The sequence below is a fragment of the Bacillus sp. FSL R7-0685 genome (assembly GCF_038002425.1).
Lineage (GTDB): Bacteria > Bacillota > Bacilli > Bacillales > Bacillaceae > Bacillus > Bacillus subtilis.
On sequence record NZ_JBBOCN010000001.1, the window covers coordinates 1556561 to 1576301 of the forward strand.

Here is a 19741-nt window from a genome sequence, read left to right on the forward strand (position 1 = left end):
GGGTTTTGACTCATCCTTTTTTTGTTCCGTTTGTCAGTCTGTAAGAAAAAATGATAATGTACGTAAACAGCGCGCATAGTGTGACAGCAGGTCCGATCTGCACAAGCAGATTCCAGCCGTTTATAAAGGCAGTTGACATGTCACTGCTGTTAAGAGATTTAAATACATACTGATACGGATCATGCCATGCCGTGTAAAGAGGTTTCCATAAAAGCATGACGAAGACAGCGGCATAAACGCCCTGCAGCAAACGTGCGATAAAGAATGGTTTAAATCTAATGTCGGTTTCCGATAAAATACCTGCCACCTGAGCTTGTACGGAAAAGCCGCTAAACCCGAGAATAAAGCTGACGATAATGGCTTTTTGCAGAAGAGAAACATCTGTCTCACTGACAAGCTTGCTGCCTAATGTAATTTCAAACATCCCTGATAAAAGCGGAATGTCCAATTGAGTCGGAAGCTGAAACAAAGTCAGTGCTCCTTTTGTGAAAACAGACAAAACATCAGTCAGCTGGACCACTGACAACAGCCGATTGAAGACAGAAAATAAAATAATAAAGCCGCCTACCATAAGAAGTGTTTGAACAGAAGACGTCACGGCGTCGCCTAAAATTTTGCCCAAGGGCCGTTTTTCTGCAAGTCTGGCGGTATGAAGAGCGTGTAAAGCATCTTTGACTGAAGGGAAAGGTATCGTTTTCTTTCTTCTGAGATGCTGCTCTTCCTTGCGGCCATAGGAACGCATTGTTAAACCGACAGCCAGATTCCCTAAATAGTGTGCAGAAGCTAATAAAATGCCCAGTGACGCGTTTTGAAAGAAACCGACGGCAACAGCGCCGAAAATAAAGAGCGGGTTTGAAGAATTGGTAAACGACGCGAGCCGTTCTGCTTCTACTCTTGAAATCTGATTTTCCTGCCGCAGACGGGCAGTGAGTTTTGCTCCCGCTGGGTTTCCTGATGCCATTCCCATAGCAAGAACGAAGCCGCCGACACCCGGCACGCGAAAGATCGGCCGCATAAAAGGCTCAAGCAAAACACCGACAAACCGCACAATGCCAAAGCCGATTAAGAGTTCGGACAGAATAAAAAATGGCAGCAATGACGGAAACACAACCTCCCACCACATAGACAGCCCGGTTTTAGAGGCTTCGAATGAGGCCTGTGGATGTGAGATGACAGTCGCTGTTAAAAAAAGAAAAAACGAGGCAATCAAAAGTGTATTAATCTTCGACAAGTTCATTCTTACCTCCCCGATGCTAAAAATGCCCAATGACATGTATATCATGATAAAATAATGTATGATGTAAAACGGCCAAGCAGTACCTGTCCTCTTGATTCTTTGTACTAATATACGAGCATAGGGGTTCAGTTTAGACCATAGAATTCGGTATACAGGGAATTCAGGCAGGAGGTTAACGCTTTGGCCAAACCTAAAATCGGGTTAGCGTTAGGATCGGGAGGGGCCAGAGGGCTTGCTCATCTCGGTGTGCTTTCCAGTTTACATAAGCACCAAATTGAAGTGGATATGATTGCAGGAAGCAGCATGGGCGCTTTGGTGGGCAGTTTTTATGCCGCCGGACATGACGTGGCAACGATGAAAAAAGTAGCCAAAGCCTTTAAACGAAGGCTTTATGCTGATTATACGGTGCCGAAGCTCGGTTTTTTAAAAGGTGACCGCGTCAGACAGCTTGTGCATGCCTATACATTCGGAAAACCGATTGAAGAGCTCCAAATCCCGCTGGGCATTGTTGCGTGTGATCTACAGACGGGAGAAAAGATTGTGTTCCGAAAAGGATCAGTGTCAGATGCAGTGAGGGCCAGCATCAGCATCCCGGGTATCTTTATTCCGCAGCGGCTGGACGGACGCCTTCTTGTAGACGGCGCGGTCGTCGATCGAATTCCGGTTTCTGTTGTGAAAGACATGGGAGCTGATATTATCATCGCTTCGGATGTTTCCAGGGTTCGAAAAACTGAAACAGCAGTGCATATTTTTGATGTGATTATGCAAAGTATGGATATACTGCAAAATGAATTAGTGCGGCATCAAACAATTGCCGCAGATATCATGATTCGCCCTTCCCTTGAAACATACAGCTCAAGCTCGTTTGCCAATATTGAAGAAATGATATCGGCAGGCGAAGAGGCGACAAACCGAATGATCAGCAAGATAAGAAAAGAAATAGAGAATTGGGAGGGCTCATAATTTGCTACGTAAAAAACATTTTAGCTGGATGCTCGTCATCCTCATACTGATCGCCGTTTTATCATTTATAAAACTTCCATACTATATTACAAAACCGGGAGAAGCGACAGAGCTTGCTTCATTGATAAAAGTGGAGGGAGGCTACCCGGAAAAAGGAAGCCTGTCCTTAATGACTGTTAAAGTGGGACCGGCTAATCCGTTTACATATGTGTGGGCAAAGATGCACCCTTATTATGAAATTGTTCCTGATGAGAGCATTAAGGAGGAAGGCGAGTCAGATAAGGAGTATATGAAAAGACAGCTCCAAATGATGAAAAGCTCGCAAGAAAATGCGGTTATAGCCGCCTATCAAAAGGCAGGAAAAAAAGTCAGCTATTCCTTTAACGGCATATTTGCAAGCTCAGTTGTAGAAAACATGCCGGCAAAAGGGAAAATAGAAGTCGGTGATAAAATCATCAGCGCAGACGGCAAAAACTATCAGTCTGCTGAAAAGCTGATTGATTATATCAGCAGCAAAAAAGCGGGAGATAAAGTCACGTTAAAGATCGAAAGAGAAGAAAAAGAAAAGCGTGTCACCCTTACGTTAAAACAATTTCCTGATGAGCCGGATCGGGCAGGAATCGGAGTTTCGCTTTATACAGACAGAAACGTGAAGGTAGAGCCTGATATTGATTTTGAAATCGAAAATATTGGCGGCCCGTCAGCAGGGTTAATGATGTCCCTTGAAATTTATAATCAGCTGACAAAACCAGACGAAACAAAAGGCTACGATATTGCGGGAACAGGTACCATTGATGTTGATGGAAAAGTAGGCCCGATCGGCGGCATTGATCAAAAAGTCGTCGCCGCAGACAAAGCCGGAAAAGACATTTTCTTCGCGCCAAATCAAAACGGCGCCAGCAATTCCGATTATAAGAACGCAGTAAAAACAGCAAAAGATATTGATTCAGATATGAAGATTGTGCCTGTTGATACCATGCAGGATGCGATTGATTATTTGAATAAGCTGAAAGCGAAAAGCACCTGATTCTCAGGTGCTTTTTCTATACATTTAAAAAGTGTTGTTCATCTTCGTCATATCGAATCGGTGCATGTCCGTATTCCTGCAGGTCAAACTCAGTTCTCAGCGGCTCTTCTATCGGCAGGCTGTAAATCCTGCTTGCTTTTACGTCCAGATTGAGAGCTGGATGGGAGAAAGAGGACAGTTTGCTGACAAGCGGAACAGACAGTGCTTTTTTCTTTTCGGATAAATAAGCCTGTCCTTTTTTCGTCATGCCGAGAAGCCTGATATACGGCGCCTTATCGTTGTCAAGCAGCTTTTGCATATCCTGTTTTTTTGTTCTGGTTAAAATGTGTGTATTCATCCGCTGGAGCCTTGTCCACGTATAGCGTTTTGTTTTCAGCAGTTCCATAAATTCCTGATAGGAGCTGGATTTTCTGATCGAACGAATAATTCTGTGCTCTAAACCTTCCTCCACCTCGTATACTTGCTGTAATTCCCGTGCCGTTACAGTTGAAAGGCTGTATTTTAAGTAAGAAAAGTAGCTTTCAGGTGTATGCCACAATCCGAAAGATTTGCGGTAAGCTGCTAATTCACGTGCAGATGCAGCAGGGAGAAAACGAAGGCAGGCTTCGAGATTCTGGCCAATCATCGCTTTTCTAATGCTTGTGGCACTTGCTATATGGTTTTCGCCTTCAGGGAGATCGGCATCATGATAGTCCGAAGAGATTCGTGCCGTAGTATAAGGTTTCATAGGATATCCCCCGGTTAGAATCGAGGTCACATACTGGTATCCCAAAATGTTATTTGGTTTTGACAAGTCAAGTGCACTTTCAGTATGCAAAATGGAGCTGAAGGCGATAGCCGCCGCTGCTGGGTAACTGGCCCCCTTTTTAAGTTCTTCTTTAATTCGGTCATTCAATATATGTTTATGCTCATCAATAAGCTGTGCTGTTTCTAAAAAAGGCTTGATATCCCCATTTTCACTCCCGAAAAACAGCGCCTCACATTCAAGTTCGTTCAGGATGGAAACACTGCCGCGTGCAAAAATGTCTGCTTTTTGCACGGCATAAAGATAAGGCAGCTCAATGACAAGATCAACTCCGCTTTGCAGCGCCATTTTTGTTCGGGCCCATTTTGATACAACAGCGGGTTCCCCGCGCTGTAAAAAATGTCCGCTCATGACCGCGACAGCCGTGTCACATCCGGTTTGCAGCTTTGCTGTTTGGGCATGATAAAGGTGACCGTTATGAAAGGGATTATATTCAACCACCAATCCGACAGCTTTCATATTTTTTCCGCCTTTCTTGCTATGTTTAAAAACGTATGGTACATTTGCAAATGAAAACTCTTACGCCTTATTTTTGTTTTAAGTGTATGCATAGCATATTCCGCTGTCAACGATACTTCAATGGCAGCATTATGCTGTAAAGAAAAAATATTGACAAAAACAATCTTAAAAGCTATAATCATGTTTGTTGCTTTCCTGAGGTGATACAAATGAAATGGACGATTTATCAGCTGCATCAAATGCCAAAACAAAGTTTTGAGTTTGATGAAACAGTTGAGTTAAATGAGCTGACAAAGCTGAATTCTGACATTCGCCGCATTTCTCCCGTCCGGGTGAAGGGCAGAGCGGATATCAAATCCAAACAGGTTTCGTTTGATTTTACAATTTCAGGCGAAATGATTTTGCCATGCTCAAGAACACTCGTTGATGTCCCGTATCCATTTGAAATTTCAACAAAAGAACTGTTTATATTTCATCACACGGATGATATAGAAGATGATGACGTTCACATTGTTGAGGACGATACTATCGACTTAACTCCGATCGTGAAAGAAGAAATTCTTTTAGAAATCCCTATGCAAATCTTTTGTGAATCTGAACAAGAAAAAGGAGCTGCTCCTCAAGAAGGAAAGGATTGGCAAGTCATTTCGGAAGAAGACAAGAAGAATCAAGTTGATCCGAGACTTGCAGCCCTCGAAAAGCTCTTAAAACAAGATGATGAATCTTAACTCTTTAAGGAGGTGGGAATAATGGCTGTACCTTTTAGAAGAACTTCTAAAATGAAGAAAAGATTGCGCCGTACACATTTCAAACTTAATGTACCTGGTATGACAGAATGTCCGTCATGCGGAGAGATGAAGTTGTCTCACCGTGTATGCAAAGCATGCGGATCATACAACGGCAAAGACATAAATGTAAAAAGTAACTAATAAGAAAAGCGCGGGGTGAAAGCCCTGCGCTTTTTCTTTTTCTCTTCCTGTCAGCTTGCGGAAAATTTGTGAGTGCAAATAGTCTATCTAATCTATTACCGGCATATGTATGAGATAAATAAGCTGACATGGAGGGAGATTGAATTTGACCATTACAAGACAAGATGCTTGGACTCAGGATGAGGATTTGCTGCTGGCAGAAGTGGTGCTTCGTCATATTCGAGAGGGAGGAACACAGCTTTCAGCCTTTGAGGAGGTTGGAAGGGCGCTGACCAGAACCGCGGCAGCCTGTGGTTTCAGGTGGAACTCGTATGTGAGAAAACAATACCAGTCAGGTATAGAGCTTGCAAAAAAGCAAAGGAAAGAACTGAGAAAGCAAATCGGCGTTCATTCGGTCAATATGCCGAATTCCATGAAGCAGACTGCCTCGGCATCGTCGGAAGGAAAACGAGATTTGTCCATTCAGGATGTCATCCAATTTCTCGAACAATTCAAAGAAGCGCCGTCTGCACAAGAATTTCAGCTTGAAAGGGAAAAATTGAAGGAGCAAATCCAATCGCTGCAAAAAGAGCTTGAGGATTTGCGGAGTGAAAATCAGACATTGCGGAATCAGCTAGAGATGACAGAAGAGGATTACAAGGCACTGATCGATATCATGGATCGGGCCAGAAAAATGGTTGTTTCGAAGGAAGACGGAAGAATGAAAAAAGCGGCTCAAGAAACGTAAAGAAACGCCTGAAATGAACCGGCCCTATAGTAAGAATAGGCCGGTTGTTTTTATTTCTATGCAGACTCTCCCGGTGTCATTTCATGATCCATATCAGGATGCCAGATGAGCGGGTTTTCCCCTTTGTCCCGCGCCATATCATACTTAACAGTTTTAAAGTTCATTTTGTTCCAAAATTCCGCTGATTTCATTCTCGGATTTGTCCGGATCGGCATTTTGAATGATTTTGCAAATTCAACCAAGGCTCTCCCGTATCCCCTGTTCTGGTAGCCCGGAAGAACCTCAAGCTTCCACAGCTCCAAATAATCCTGGCGGTTGTCAAAATAGGGATTCGATTTGCCGTTAACTTGATACAGACTCATTCGTGCTACAAGTTTATCGCCAAAATAAATCCCGTAAAAAGGCGAAGTGCTGTCATTTTCAATAATATTATCCTGAAGTTCTTCAAGCATTGAAAGCTCCTGAATGCCGTATTCTTTGAATTTCTTGAATTCTTCCAGCGTTTTATAGTTGATAAGCAGACGTTCTACCTTTGTCAAACAAATCTCCCCCTTTGTTGTTTCTACATATATTGTAAACGCTTTATTTAAAAAATCCAAATATTTAAACTTTAATTTTAAGCACATGGGATCTTTGAGAAGTAATTTCTTCTTACTTCTGCTATGATAATACGTAAATGCTAAATTGGGTGTGACATCATGAAAATTGGAATTATCGGCGGAGGCTCCGTCGGTCTTTTATGCGCCTATTATTTGTCACTTTATCACGACGTGACTGTTGTGACGAGGCGGCAAGAACAGGCTGCGGCCATTCAGTCTGAAGGAATCCGGCTTTATAAAGGCGGGGAGGAATTCAGGGCTGATTGCAGTGCGGACACGAGTATCAATTCGGACTTTGACCTGCTTGTCGTGACAGTGAAGCAGCATCAGCTTCAATCTGTTTTTTCGTCGCTTGAACGGATCGGGAATACGAATATATTATTTTTGCAAAACGGCATGGGGCATATCCACGACCTAAAAGACTGGCACGTTGGCCATTCCATTTATGTTGGAATCGTTGAGCACGGAGCTGTAAGAAAATCGGATACAGCTGTTGATCATACAGGCCTAGGTGCGATAAAATGGAGCGCGTTCGACGATGCTGAACCAGACCGGCTGAACATCTTGTTTCAGCATAACCATTCGGATTTTCCGATTTATTATGAGACGGATTGGTACCGTCTGCTGACGGGCAAGCTGATTGTAAATGCGTGTATTAATCCTTTAACTGCGTTATTACAGGTAAAAAATGGAGAACTGCTGACAACGCCAGCTTATCTGGCTTTTATGAAGCTGGTATTTCAGGAGGCATGCCGCATTTTAAAACTTGAAAACGAAGAAAAGGCTTGGGAGCGGGTTCAGGCCGTTTGTGGGCAAACGAAAGAGAATCGTTCATCAATGCTGGTTGACGTCATTGGAGGCCGGCAGACGGAAGCTGACGCCATTATCGGATACTTATTGAAGGAAGCAAGTCTTCAAGGTCTTGATGCCGTCCACCTAGAGTTTTTATATGGCAGCATCAAAGCATTGGAGCGAAATACAAACAAAGTCTTTTGAGCTTTTTCGGTAACATGCTATACTCATTTCGGATCACTAACTATTTATTGGAGAAAGGAAGTTCTAGAAGATGCAGCTAACTGAACTTTCCATCAAAAATCAGAATGTGTTTGTACAGCACTATATAGATGGCAAAGAAGAAATGTCTTCTTTTTTTGATTACAGTATTCATCATAAGGACATGTGGCGAGAAAGACTGGAAGACTTATCTTCCCGGTTTTTCGCAAGAGAGGAATTGGCGGCGTACTTAACCTCTTACCATAATAAATTCGGTTCAAGTGCGATGCAGTCTGCCATTGAGAAGCTGAAGGACCCGTCAAGTGCCGCTGTAGTCGGCGGACAGCAGGCAGGACTTTTAACAGGACCGCTTTACACCATACATAAAATTATTTCAATCATTGTTTTAGCAAAGCAACAAGAAAAGGAACTGCAAGTGCCTGTCATACCAATCTTCTGGGTGGCTGGAGAAGACCACGATTTGGATGAGATTAATTTTGTTCACACATCTGAAGAGAATGGGCCTGTGAAAAAAAAGCTGCCTCAGTCTTATTGGAAGAAATCATCAGCAGCGAGTACATCGCTTGATCAGGAAAAGTGTGCCGCGTGGATAGATGATGTTTTTGCCGCTTTTGAAGAAACAGACCATACGAATACACTTCTCGACAATGTGAAACGATGTTTAAGGGAATCTGTTACGTTTACTGACTTCTTTGAGCTGCTGATCGCGGATTTGTTCCAAGAAGAGGGCTTAGTTTTATTAAATTCTGGAGATCCGGGGATTAAAAAGCTGGAAACGGCCATGTTCCAAAAGATTCTTCGAGAAAATGATGAACTCGCCCGCGCTGTATCAGATCAGCAGGCCTTCATGCGTCAAGCAGGCTACAAACCGATTATCGAGTCCGGAAAAGAGCAGGCGAATCTGTTTTATGAATACGAAGAAGAGCGTTTTTTAATTGAAAAAGACAACGGCCGATTTGTCATCAAAGAGCTTGATCTAGGATGGACGAGGGATGAACTTCATACACATATGGAAGAACATCCAGAGCGTTTCAGCAACAATGTTGTAACGAGACCGTTAATGCAGGAATTTCTCATTCCGACTTTAGCATTTATTGCAGGGCCTGGGGAAATCAATTATTGGGGCGAGCTCAAACAGGCATTTGCGGTGATGGGCTTCAAAATGCCTCCTGTCATGCCAAGGCTGAACATTACGATACTTGAGCGGCATATTGAGAAAAAACTGGTTGAACGGAATATCTCATTACAAGACGCGATTGAGCGCGGAACGGAGAATCAAAGAGAGACATACTTCGAGCGCCAGATTCCGGAAGAGTTTACGGCGGTGATGGATCAGGCGAAAAGCCAAATTGAAGCGATTCACAAAACGGTCCGGCAGGAGGCGTTAAAGGTTGATCAAAGCATGGAACCTTTACTCCTGAAAAATGCCGCTTTTATTCAGGATCAGCTTCAATTCTTAGAGCGCACGGTGACGAAGCGAATTGAAGAAAAAGAAGGCTACGTCTTGAAGGATTATGAAAGAATTCAAAATAGCATTAAGCCGCTTCTTGCGCCGCAAGAACGGATTTGGAATATCATGTATTATTTGAACAGGTACGGTCCAAAATTCTTCACGACATTCAAGAATCTGCCATTTTCTTTTCAAAATCAACATCAAGTTGTCAAACTTTGAAATAAAGTTTTAAAGAACCCTGAATAGTTCAGGGTTTTTTTTTATGGGTAAACAGTGTAAAATGAAGTTGTGGAGCGAAGTGGTGAATAGTGGTGAGTTAAGGAGAGAAAGTGGGGCAAGAGATCATGTTTATGGGTGAATATCAGCATACCATCGATGCGAAAGGCCGCATGATCGTACCCGCTAAATTCAGAGAAGGCCTAGGTGAGCAATTTGTGCTGACTAGAGGACTTGACCAATGTCTCTTCGGCTACCCTATGCACGAATGGAAACAAATTGAAGAAAAACTAAAAGCTCTTCCTCTCACAAAGAAAGATGCCCGCGCGTTTACCCGTTTCTTCTTTTCAGGGGCGACTGAATGCGAACTGGACAAGCAAGGCAGGGTAAATATCGCATCATCTCTATTGAATTATGCCAAACTGGAAAAAGAATGTGTTGTTATCGGGGTTTCTAATCGAATTGAATTGTGGAGTAAAGTAATTTGGGAACAATACACAGAAGAGCAAGAAGATTCATTTGCTGAAATTGCTGAAAACATGATTGGGTTTGATATATAATGATTCTTCGTGTATAACACTCTAAAAGCAATTTCAATTCATCCTGATAAAAGGTGGGACCAACACAATATGTTTCAACACAAGACAGTACTTCTTCGTGAAACCGTAGACGGACTTAATATTAAACCAGACGGTACATATGTAGACTGCACACTCGGCGGAGCTGGGCATAGTACATACTTATTGCAGCAGTTATCCGAGAAGGGGCGTTTAATCGCTTTTGACCAAGATGATACGGCATTACAGCATGCTAAAGAAGTGTTGTCCGATTATAAAGGACAGCTCATTCTGATTAAAAGCAATTTCAGGTATTTAAAAGAATGTTTGAATGAACAAGGCATTACAGAAGTAGACGGTATTTTATTTGATTTAGGGGTGTCCTCTCCGCAGCTGGATACACCGGAGCGCGGATTCAGTTACCATCATGACGCACCGTTGGACATGAGGATGGACCAGTCGGCTACGCTTTCGGCGAAAGAAGTCGTTAATGAGTGGCGCTATGAGGATCTCGTCCGTATTTTCTTTAAATACGGAGAAGAGAAGTTCAGTAAACAGATCGCCAGAAAAATTGAGGAGGCAAGAATGAAGTCTCCTATTCAAACTACGGGCCAACTGGTCGATCTAATAAAAGACGCGATTCCCGCTCCAGCGAGAAGGAGCGGCGGACATCCCGCTAAACGCGTGTTTCAGGCAATCAGAATTGCCGTAAACGATGAACTTAGGGTGTTTGAAGAAGCTTTGGAGCAGGCAATTGAGGTTCTGAAGCCAGGGGGCAGGGTATCAGTCATTACCTTCCACTCGCTAGAAGACAGAATTTGCAAAACCACTTTTAAAGAAAAGTCGTCGCTTCCGGAACTTCCTCCGGGACTTCCTGTTATACCGGAAGAGTTTGAACCGGAGCTGAAGCTCATCACACGAAAACCGATTACGGCATCTCAAGAAGAGCTTGAAGAGAACAACCGGGCTCGTTCTGCCAAGCTTCGGATTGCTGAAAAAAGAAAATAACGAAACGCGAACGCAAAATTAAAAGGAGGTCATCAGCCTATGAGCAATTTAGCTTACCAACCAGAGAAACAGCAGCGGCATGCGATCAGTCCTGAGAAAAAAGTGATTGTCAAGAAAAGGGCTTCCATTACTCTCGGAGAAAAAGTGCTTCTTGTCCTCTTTGCTGCGGCGGTGCTCAGCGTATCGCTTTTGATCGTATCGAAGGCGTATGCGGCATATCAAACCAATATTGAGGTGCAAAAGCTTGAGGAGCAAATTTCATCCGAAAATAAGCAAATTGGTGACCTCGAAAAAAGCGTTGCTGATTTAAGCAAACCGCAGCGCATTATGGACATTGCGAAAAAGAACGGCTTGAATTTAAAAGATAAAAAAGTGAAAAACATACAGGAATGATTCAAATGCCAAAAAAGAATAAATTTATGAATAGAGGAGCAGCGATTCTAAGTATTTGTTTCGCTCTCTTTTTCTTTGTCATCCTGGGGAGAATGGCATATATTCAAATAACCGGAAAAGCGAACGGCGAAGTGCTTGCGACAAAAGCGACAGAGCAGCATGAAAAGAAACGGACCATCGAAGCGAGCCGCGGCTCGATTTTAGACCGAAAAGGAAAAGTCATTGCAGAGGACACAGCGACGTATAAACTGATTGCGATTCTCGATAAAAAAATGACCACTGATGTCAAGCATCCTCAGCATGTTGTAAACAAAGAAAAAACGGCGGAAGCATTGTCTAAAGTGATAAACTTGGACAAGGCCGACATCCTTGATATCTTAAATAAAGATGCAAAACAAGTCGAGTTTGGCTCAGCTGGCCGGGATATTACGTATTCACAAAAGCAAAAAATCGAAAAAATGAAACTCCCGGGCATTTCATTTTTACGGGATACAAAACGCTACTATCCAAACGGAGTATTTGCATCTAATCTAATCGGCTATGCCGAGGTTGATGAAGAAACAAATGAAATTTCCGGCGCGATGGGATTAGAAAAAGTGCTGGATAAGTATTTGAAGGAGCGGGACGGATATGTGACATATGAAAGCGACAAATCCGGCTGGGAGCTCCCGAACAGCAAAAATAAAATTACAGCGCCAAAAAATGGTGACAATGTATATTTAACCATTGACCAGAAAATTCAAACCTTTTTGGAAGACAGCATGACAAAAGTGGCGCAAAAGTATAATCCGAAAAAAATCATGGCCGCAGTCGTTGATCCGAAAACGGGCAAAGTCCTTGCCATGGGACAGCGCCCAAGCTTTGATCCGAACAAGCGCGATGTGACAAACTACTATAATGATTTGATTTCATATGCGTATGAACCCGGGTCCACGATGAAGATCTTTACACTCGCTGCTGCGATGCAGGAAAACGTGTTTAATGCGAACGAACAATATAAGTCAGGGACCTATAAAGTTGGCGGCGGAAAAGTATATGACCATAACAGAGGTGTAGGTTGGGGCCCTATATCTTTCAAAGACGGAGTACTTAGATCCTCTAACGTAGCTTTTGCCAAATTAGCCAATGAAAAGTTGGGGTTTGATCGTTATAATGAATATTTGCATAAATTTGGTTTTTATCAAAAGACAGGAATCGATCTGCCGGGAGAAGCATCAAGTAAAATGAACTTTAAGTATGATTACGATAAGGCTTCAACTGCATACGGTCAAGCATCTGCAGTCACCCCGATCCAGCAGCTAGAAGCTGCGACTGCCGTCGCAAATGATGGCAAAATGATGAAGCCTTATGTAATTGATCATATTGTTGATCCTGATACGAAGAAAACTGTTTATCAAAATAAACCGGAATCTGCAGGGACACCGATCTCTGCCAGTACAGCTAAAAACGTGCGTAATATCCTAGGAGATGTCGTTTCATCAGACATTGGAACCGGACGCCCTTATAAAATTGAGGGATTTGACGTGGCTGGGAAAACAGGTACAGCACAAATTGCAGGAACAAATGGTTATTTAAAGGGACGGGATAACTATATTTTTTCATTTATGGGAATGGCTCCTAAAGATAATCCGGAGCTGTTGATCTATGTTGCGGTACAACAACCGCAATTAGAGGACGATGAAACCGGTTCAGATCCAGTATCTGAAATCTTCAACCCAACAATGAAAAACAGCCTGCACTACCTGAACATTGAACCAACTGAAAAATCTGACTCAGATAAGGAAGAAACAAAAGCGCAGACAATGCCTGATTTAACAGATCAAACGGTAGCTGCTGCTCAAAAGAAAGCAAAAGAGGAGAATCTCACACCAATTGTCATCGGCAGTGATGTCGCTGTAAAAGAACAGTATCCGGAAGCGGGTGAGGAAGTTCTCACCAATCAAAAGGTCTTCCTGAAAACGGGCGGCAAAATCAAAATGCCTGATATGACAGGGTGGTCGAGAAGAGAGGTTCTTCAATACGGCGAGCTCGCGGGAATTCATATTGAAGTAAGCGGACAAGGCTACGCTGTCAGCCAAAGTGTTAAGAAAGACAAAGAAATCAAAGACAAAACCGTAATCAAGGTTAAGTTTAAAAATCCTGATTAAAAAGAAAGCCTGCGTTATGCAGGCTTTCTTTTTTTATGCCTTCAGAGGAGCATCGTTCTACCTGTCCTATTTCAGGCATAAAATGAAACAAGCCTAAATAAGGAGTGAACGGTCTCTTGCGCGTCTCGAATGTAACGGTTAGAAAACGTTTATTATTTGTTTTGCTTTTTGGCGTGATCGTGTTTCTGATCATTGATACAAGGCTGGGGTATGTTCAGTTTGTGATGGGCGAAAAACTGACTTCGCTGGCGAAAGATTCCTGGAGCCGTAACTTGCCGTTTGAGCCGGAGAGAGGCGAGATTCTGGATCGGAACGGTGTGAAGCTCGCAACAAATAAAAGTGCGCCGACCGTATTCGTCGTGCCGCGCCAAGTTCAGAATCCAATGAAAACGAGCAAGCAGCTTGCGGCGGTGCTCAATATGTCAGAAGAAAAAGTATATAAACATGTGACAAAAAAAGCGTCAATCGAAAAGATCACTCCTGAAGGGAGAAAAATTTCAAATGAGAAGGCGAAGGAAATTAAAGCGCTTGATTTAAAAGGTGTGTATGTTGCGGAGGACAGTATCCGTCATTACCCGTTCGGCAGCTTTTTATCTCATGTGCTTGGATTTGCAGGAATTGACAACCAAGGGCTCCTTGGACTTGAAGCCTATTACGACGATGATTTAAAAGGGGAAAAAGGTTCTGTTAAGTTTTATACAGATGCCAAGGGGAAGAAGATGCCTGATGAAGCGGATGACTATACGCCGCCTAAGGATGGGCTTGATATGAAGCTGACAGTTGATTCAAAGGTTCAGACGATAATGGAAAGAGAGCTTGATAACGCTGAGGCCAAATATCATCCGGACGGCATGATTGCCGTAGCCATGAATCCGAAAAACGGAGAAATTTTGGGGATGTCTAGCAGGCCTGACTTCGACCCTGCTGATTACCAATCTGTTGATCCGTCCGTCTACAATCGAAATCTGCCAGTATGGAGCACATATGAACCGGGATCTACCTTTAAAATTATTACACTTGCAGCAGCCCTTGAAGAGCAAAAAGTAAATTTGAAACGGGATCAATTTTATGATAAAGGGCATGCTGAAGTGGACGGAGCGAGACTGCGGTGCTGGAAAAGAGGCGGGCACGGGCTGCAGACGTATCTGGAAGTTGTGCAGAACTCCTGCAACCCGGGGTTTGTTGAATTAGGCGAGCGCTTAGGAAAGGAAAAGCTTTTCAAATATATCAAAGACTTTGGTTTTGGACAAAAAACGGGGATTGATCTCCAAGGCGAGGGAACAGGCATCTTATTCCCGCTTGAGAGAGTGGGCCCGGTGGAGCAAGCAACTACGGCTTTCGGACAGGGAGTATCCGTCACGCCGATTCAGCAGGTTGCAGCAGTATCCGCCGCTGTAAACGGAGGAACGCTCTATACACCTTATATTGCAAAGGAATGGATCGATCCTGTTACGAAGAAAACGGTCAAAAAACAATCACCAATCGCAAAGAAACAAGTCATTTCTGAGGAAACATCCAAACAAATCCGCTATGCTCTAGAAAGCGTCGTCGCAGAAGGAACCGGCCGCAATGCATTTGTAGAAGGATATCGTGTCGGAGGAAAAACGGGAACTGCACAAAAGGTTAAAGATGGAAAATATCTTGAAAACAACCATATTGTATCATTTATCGGTTTCGCGCCAGCTGATGATCCGAGTCTAGTCGTCTACGTTGCGGTGGATAACCCGAAAGGCACGATTCAGTTTGGCGGAACGGTGGCAGCGCCTATTGTCGGAAATATTATGAGAGACAGTCTGCCGGAACTTGGTGTGAAGCCCCGGAAAAATCAAATCGAGAAAAAATACCAATGGAACGACACAAAAACAATAGAAGTTCCGAATGTTGTAGGGATGTCTGTCTCAGATCTTGAGTCACTATTGGTGAATCTCAATGTGGATGCTTCCGGGAAAGGGAGCAAAATCGTTAAACAATCGCCAGCTGCCGGAACGAAAGTAAAAGAAGGCTCAAAGATACGCGTGTATTTGACTGAAGAAGATGAAAAGGAGGCAGCCGATTGATTCGGGCTGCCTATTCTTTTATTGCAGAAAAAATGCTGATATCTTTCAAGATTAGCTGGATGTATCCTTTTATTTACGCTAAAATATGAACTGTATGCTTAAAATCATTACCACATCATTTGATGTGACTTCAATGATAAAAAGAACGAATTAGAATGTTGAGAGGTTTGATACGATGAAACTTACAAAGCTGCTTACATACTTAACAACCGAACCTTCTGTAAACGACTCACAAGACCCTGAAATAACTTCAATTGAGATGGACTCCAGGGAAGTAAAGAAAGGGAGTCTTTTTGTATGTGTAAAAGGGTATACGGTGGATGGCCACGATTTTGCGCAAAAAGCAGTAGAAAACGGTGCAGCGGCTATTGTGGCAGAAAGAGAGGTCGATGTGAATGTTCCTGTTATTATTGTCCGGCAGTCACTTCGCGCGCTCAGCGTTTTGTCTGATGCGTTTTACGGACAGCCGACGAAGAAGCTTCAGCTGATTGGGATAACAGGGACAAACGGCAAAACATCAACGACCCACATGGTCGATGAGATTCTGAAAAAAGCGGGAAAACGCACAGGCTTGATCGGTACAATGTACATGAAAATCGGAGACGAAACACTTCCTGTTAAAAACACGACTCCGGAAAGCGTCACGCTGCAGAAAACGTTTAAGAAAATGAATGACAAGCATGTTGACACTGCAATCATGGAGGTTTCTTCCCACGCTTTGTCTTTAGGACGCGTCCATGGCTGTGATTATGATATTGCCGTGTTTACGAATTTAACACAGGACCATCTGGACTATCATAAAACGATGGATGAGTACCGGCATGCAAAAAGCTTGCTCTTTTCCCAACTTGGCGGGGCTTTCAACCATGAACATCCAAAGCGTGCCGTCCTGAATGCTGACGATGAGGCGAGCGCTTATTTTGAAAAGGTAACAGCTGCGCATATCTCTACATACGGAATTAAAAACGATGCTGATGTGATGGCGAAGAACATCAGTATCACTGCACAGGGCACAAGCTTTGATCTCGTGACAAACAAAGGCACGAAGCACATCACGATGTCTCTCGTCGGACAATTTAATGTGTATAACGTGCTGGCCGCTGTTGCGACATGTATTGCAGCAGGCATACCGTTTGAAATCATCACTGAGGCTGTTGAAGAATTGCATGGTGTAAGAGGCCGTTTTGAATTGGTCAATCAGCAGCAGGAGTTTCCTGTCATTGTAGACTACGCGCACACACCGGACAGCCTTGAAAATGTGCTGGAGACATGCAGAGACATGACGGAAGGAAAGCTATTTGTCGTTGTCGGCTGCGGAGGAGACAGAGATAAGACGAAGCGCCCGAAAATGGCTAAAATTGCTGTGGAGCTGGCTGACGAGCCGATTTTCACGTCAGATAACCCGAGAAGCGAAGATCCTCGCGCGATTTTAAGAGATATGGAAGCCGGAGTAGAGAACGCATACTATCACAGTATTGCAAACCGCGAGCAGGCGATCTTTTTCGCAATTGCCAATGCCAAAAAAGGCGACGTTGTCCTCATTGCCGGAAAAGGACATGAAACCTATCAGCAGATCGGAAATGAAACTTTCGATTTTGATGATGCTGAAGTAGCGGCGAGAGCCATTGTTGAACTCAATAAGAATAAGACGAATTCATAGGAAAGAGATGTTACTGAATAATGGAGCTTGAAAAGATTTTTCATATGGAAAAAAATCATGAATATGATAACTACGTATGTCGTTTGAAAGAAACAGGAGGAGAAAAGGACAATGCTTGAGCAAGTCATTCTGTTTACAATTTTAATGGGGTTTTTAATTAGTGTTCTGCTCTCTCCGATTCTTATTCCGTTTTTAAGAAGATTAAAATTCGGCCAGAGTATTAGAGAAGAAGGACCGAAATCACATCAGAAAAAATCAGGGACACCGACAATGGGCGGGGTCATGATCATACTTTCTATCATAGTGACAACAATTGTTATGACACAGAAGTTTTCAGAAATAAGCCCCGAAATGGTGCTGCTTCTGTTTGTTACGCTAGGCTACGGTTTGCTTGGCTTTTTAGATGATTACATCAAGGTTGTCATGAAGCGCAATCTTGGATTGACATCAAAGCAAAAGCTGATCGGACAAATTATTATTGCAGTTGTATTTTACGCCGTGTATCATTACTACAATTTTGCGACGGATATTCGCATTCCTGGAACTGACTTATCATTTGATCTTGGCTGGGCTTACTTTATCCTTGTGCTCTTTATGCTTGTCGGCGGATCAAACGCAGTTAACCTGACTGACGGCCTTGACGGGTTATTATCCGGTACTGCGGCGATTGCCTTTGGCGCCTTTGCCATTCTGGCATGGAATCAGTCTCAATATGACGTAGCGATTTTCTCAGTTGCCGTTGTCGGTGCAGTTCTGGGCTTCCTTGTATTTAATGCTCATCCGGCCAAAGTTTTTATGGGAGATACGGGATCGCTTGCATTGGGAGGAGCAATCGTTACCATTGCCATTTTAACGAAATTAGAGATCCTGCTGGTTATCATCGGCGGTGTATTCGTTATCGAGACATTATCTGTTATTTTGCAGGTCATCAGCTTTAAAACGACAGGTAAACGAATCTTTAAAATGAGTCCGCTTCATCACCATTATGAGCTTGTCGGCTGGTCTGAATGGAGAGTAGTCGTGACGTTTTGGGCTGCGGGACTTTTGCTTGCCGTTTTAGGAATTTACATCGAGGTGTGGTTATAAGTGGAAAATGATCAATTTTTACAGAAACAGCATTTTTTAATCCTTGGGCTTGCGAAAAGCGGATATGCGGCGGCCTCCATTCTTCATGAAAAAGGCATTTATGTTGCAGTCAATGACCAAAAGCCTTTTGAAGAAAATGAACCGGCACAAAAGCTTTCTGAAAAAGGAATCGAAGTTGTTTGCGGAGAGCATCCAGTTTCTCTGTTCGATCAGCATCAAATCACGATTCTGATCAAAAACCCGGGAATTCCTTATGAAAATATTATGGTTCAGGAAGCGGAGAAAAGAGGCATTCCGGTTTGGACGGAAATTGAGCTCGCTTACTACCTGACCAGCGCCAAGTTTATCGGGATTACCGGATCGAACGGTAAAACGACCACGACAACGCTAATTTACGAAATGCTCAAAGCTGGCTCGCAAAAAGCACTGATTGCCGGAAACATCGGCACAGTCGCAAGTGAGGTTGCCTATCATGCTGATGGAGATGAATGGGTCGTTACTGAACTGTCTTCGTTTCAGCTGATGGGAACACACGCTTTCAGACCGGAAATCAGCCTGATTTTAAATGTATTTGACGCCCATCTGGATTATCACCATACGCGCGAAAACTATGAAAAAGCGAAACAGAAAGTATACCTTCATCAGACTGCTTCAGATAAAGCTATTGTCAACCAGGATGATGAAACCGTCGTGCGTCTTGCTGAAGCCGGAAAAGCCGAAATCGTCCCGTTTTCAGTCAGCAAAACGCTTGAACAGGGCGCATATGTAAAAGACAGTATGATTATGTTTAACGGCGAAGCCATTCTTCCTCTGGAAGAGGTTGTACTGCCCGGTGCTCATAACCTGGAGAACATTTTAGCAGCTATTGCAGTTGTGAAAACGGCAGGAGCATCCAATGAGGCGGTTAAAAAGGTGCTGACAAGCTTTACTGGTGTGAAGCACCGCCTCCAATATGTCACAACTGTGAATGGCCGCAAATTTTATAACGACAGTAAAGCAACAAACATTCTGGCGACAAGCAAGGCGCTTTCAGCTTTTGATAAGCCGGTCATTCTGCTTGCGGGCGGACTGGATCGCGGAAATGGTTTTGATGACTTGAAACCTTATATGAAGCATGTCAAAGCAGTGCTTACATTTGGCCAGACGGCGCCAAAACTCGAGAAACTCGGCAATGAACTGGGAATACAACATGTCAAACGTGTCGATAATGTTGAACAAGCAGTATCTGCGGCGTTTGCGCTCTCAAATGAAGGAGATGTCATCCTGCTGTCACCCGCGTGTGCGAGCTGGGATCAATTCAAAACATTTGAAGAACGCGGTGACATGTTTATAGATGCCGTGCATATGCTTAAGTAAGGGCTTGTCTTGAAGTAAATCGGCAGCCCTAATGACTTTAAGCTTGGG

19 protein-coding genes are annotated in these 19741 nt (G+C 43.4%); 15 read left to right on the forward strand and 4 right to left on the reverse strand.

Annotated features, from left to right (window positions below; genetic code table 11):
• Positions 1-10: 10 nt before the first annotated feature.
• Positions 11-1237 (reverse strand): dipicolinic acid transporter SpoVV, encoded by a 1227-nt coding sequence (spoVV, locus tag MKY50_RS08265; RefSeq protein ID WP_003245492.1) that lies wholly within the window; start codon positions 1235-1237, stop codon positions 11-13.
• A 180-nt stretch (positions 1238-1417) separates the two neighbouring features.
• Between spoVV and MKY50_RS08270 the strand changes: the two genes are divergently transcribed.
• Both MKY50_RS08270 and ddcP read left to right on the forward strand, forming a co-directional pair.
• Positions 1418-2200 (forward strand): patatin family protein, encoded by a 783-nt coding sequence (locus MKY50_RS08270; RefSeq protein WP_003232221.1) that lies wholly within the window; start codon positions 1418-1420, stop codon positions 2198-2200.
• Between the two features lies 1 nt (position 2201).
• Positions 2202-3227 (forward strand): protease DdcP, encoded by a 1026-nt coding sequence (gene ddcP / locus MKY50_RS08275; RefSeq protein ID WP_341116474.1) that lies wholly within the window; start codon positions 2202-2204, stop codon positions 3225-3227.
• 16 nt (positions 3228-3243) lie between these two features.
• Here the strand turns inward: ddcP and MKY50_RS08280 are convergent, their stop codons facing one another.
• Together MKY50_RS08280 and MKY50_RS08285 are read right to left on the reverse strand one after the other, a co-directional pair.
• Complete coding sequence (locus MKY50_RS08280) at positions 3244-4491, reverse strand: nucleotidyltransferase (protein ID WP_341116475.1); 1248 nt, start codon at positions 4489-4491, stop codon at positions 3244-3246.
• Positions 4488-4673 (reverse strand): hypothetical protein, encoded by a 186-nt coding sequence (locus MKY50_RS08285; RefSeq protein WP_003232215.1) that lies wholly within the window; start codon positions 4671-4673, stop codon positions 4488-4490. Before MKY50_RS08285 ends, MKY50_RS08280 begins: the two co-directional genes overlap by 4 nt.
• Positions 4674-4700: 27 nt before the next feature.
• On the opposite strand from MKY50_RS08285, the gene MKY50_RS08290 reads away from it, so the two are divergent.
• From MKY50_RS08290 to gerR, 3 genes are all read left to right on the forward strand, one after another.
• Positions 4701-5219 carry a YceD family protein gene (locus MKY50_RS08290; protein ID WP_014479718.1) on the forward strand — a complete coding sequence of 173 codons (519 nt, stop codon included), beginning with the start codon at positions 4701-4703 and terminating at the stop codon, positions 5217-5219.
• 21 nt (positions 5220-5240) lie between these two features.
• A complete protein-coding gene (rpmF, locus tag MKY50_RS08295) occupies positions 5241-5420 on the forward strand; it encodes a 50S ribosomal protein L32 (protein ID WP_003154457.1) in 180 nt (59 codons plus the stop codon).
• A 145-nt stretch (positions 5421-5565) separates the two neighbouring features.
• Positions 5566-6147, forward strand: a complete 582-nt coding sequence (gene gerR, locus MKY50_RS08300; protein ID WP_015383592.1) for a sporulation specific transcriptional regulator GerR — start codon at positions 5566-5568, stop codon at positions 6145-6147.
• 56 nt (positions 6148-6203) lie between these two features.
• Here gerR and MKY50_RS08305 read toward each other — a convergent pair whose 3' ends face one another.
• Positions 6204-6686: an N-acetyltransferase gene (locus MKY50_RS08305; protein WP_014476736.1), complete on the reverse strand. Its 483-nt coding sequence runs from the start codon at positions 6684-6686 to the stop codon at positions 6204-6206.
• 159 nt (positions 6687-6845) lie between these two features.
• Here MKY50_RS08305 and MKY50_RS08310 point away from each other — a divergent pair, with 159 nt between their 5' ends.
• From MKY50_RS08310 to murD, 10 genes are all read left to right on the forward strand, one after another.
• Positions 6846-7742 (forward strand): 2-dehydropantoate 2-reductase, encoded by an 897-nt coding sequence (locus MKY50_RS08310; RefSeq protein WP_341116476.1) that lies wholly within the window; start codon positions 6846-6848, stop codon positions 7740-7742.
• Positions 7743-7812: 70 nt separating this feature from the next.
• Complete coding sequence (gene bshC / locus MKY50_RS08315; RefSeq protein WP_160243942.1) at positions 7813-9432, forward strand: bacillithiol biosynthesis cysteine-adding enzyme BshC; 1620 nt, start codon at positions 7813-7815, stop codon at positions 9430-9432.
• Between the two features lie 125 nt (positions 9433-9557).
• The gene (mraZ, locus tag MKY50_RS08320; protein WP_003221402.1) at positions 9558-9989 is read left to right on the forward strand and encodes a division/cell wall cluster transcriptional repressor MraZ; all 432 of its coding nucleotides are present in this window, start codon (positions 9558-9560) and stop codon (positions 9987-9989) included.
• A gap of 69 nt (positions 9990-10058) precedes the next feature.
• On the forward strand, positions 10059-10994 hold the full coding sequence (rsmH, locus tag MKY50_RS08325) for a 16S rRNA (cytosine(1402)-N(4))-methyltransferase RsmH (protein ID WP_014479723.1): 936 nt from the start codon (positions 10059-10061) through the stop codon (positions 10992-10994).
• 39 nt (positions 10995-11033) lie between these two features.
• Positions 11034-11387, forward strand: coding sequence for a cell division protein FtsL (ftsL, locus tag MKY50_RS08330; protein ID WP_003232200.1), 354 nt, complete (start codon positions 11034-11036; stop codon positions 11385-11387).
• 5 nt (positions 11388-11392) lie between these two features.
• The gene (pbpB, locus tag MKY50_RS08335) at positions 11393-13534 is read left to right on the forward strand and encodes a penicillin-binding protein 2B (protein WP_445662041.1); all 2142 of its coding nucleotides are present in this window, start codon (positions 11393-11395) and stop codon (positions 13532-13534) included.
• 116 nt (positions 13535-13650) lie between these two features.
• A complete protein-coding gene (locus MKY50_RS08340; RefSeq protein ID WP_003245048.1) occupies positions 13651-15591 on the forward strand; it encodes a stage V sporulation protein D in 1941 nt (646 codons plus the stop codon).
• A gap of 175 nt (positions 15592-15766) precedes the next feature.
• On the forward strand, positions 15767-17251 hold the full coding sequence (locus MKY50_RS08345) for a UDP-N-acetylmuramoyl-L-alanyl-D-glutamate--2,6-diaminopimelate ligase (protein WP_003245326.1): 1485 nt from the start codon (positions 15767-15769) through the stop codon (positions 17249-17251).
• 111 nt (positions 17252-17362) lie between these two features.
• Complete coding sequence (mraY, locus tag MKY50_RS08350) at positions 17363-18337, forward strand: phospho-N-acetylmuramoyl-pentapeptide-transferase (RefSeq protein WP_003232192.1); 975 nt, start codon at positions 17363-17365, stop codon at positions 18335-18337.
• The gene (gene murD, locus MKY50_RS08355; protein WP_161477004.1) at positions 18338-19693 is read left to right on the forward strand and encodes a UDP-N-acetylmuramoyl-L-alanine--D-glutamate ligase; all 1356 of its coding nucleotides are present in this window, start codon (positions 18338-18340) and stop codon (positions 19691-19693) included.
• Positions 19694-19741 lie beyond the last annotated feature (48 nt).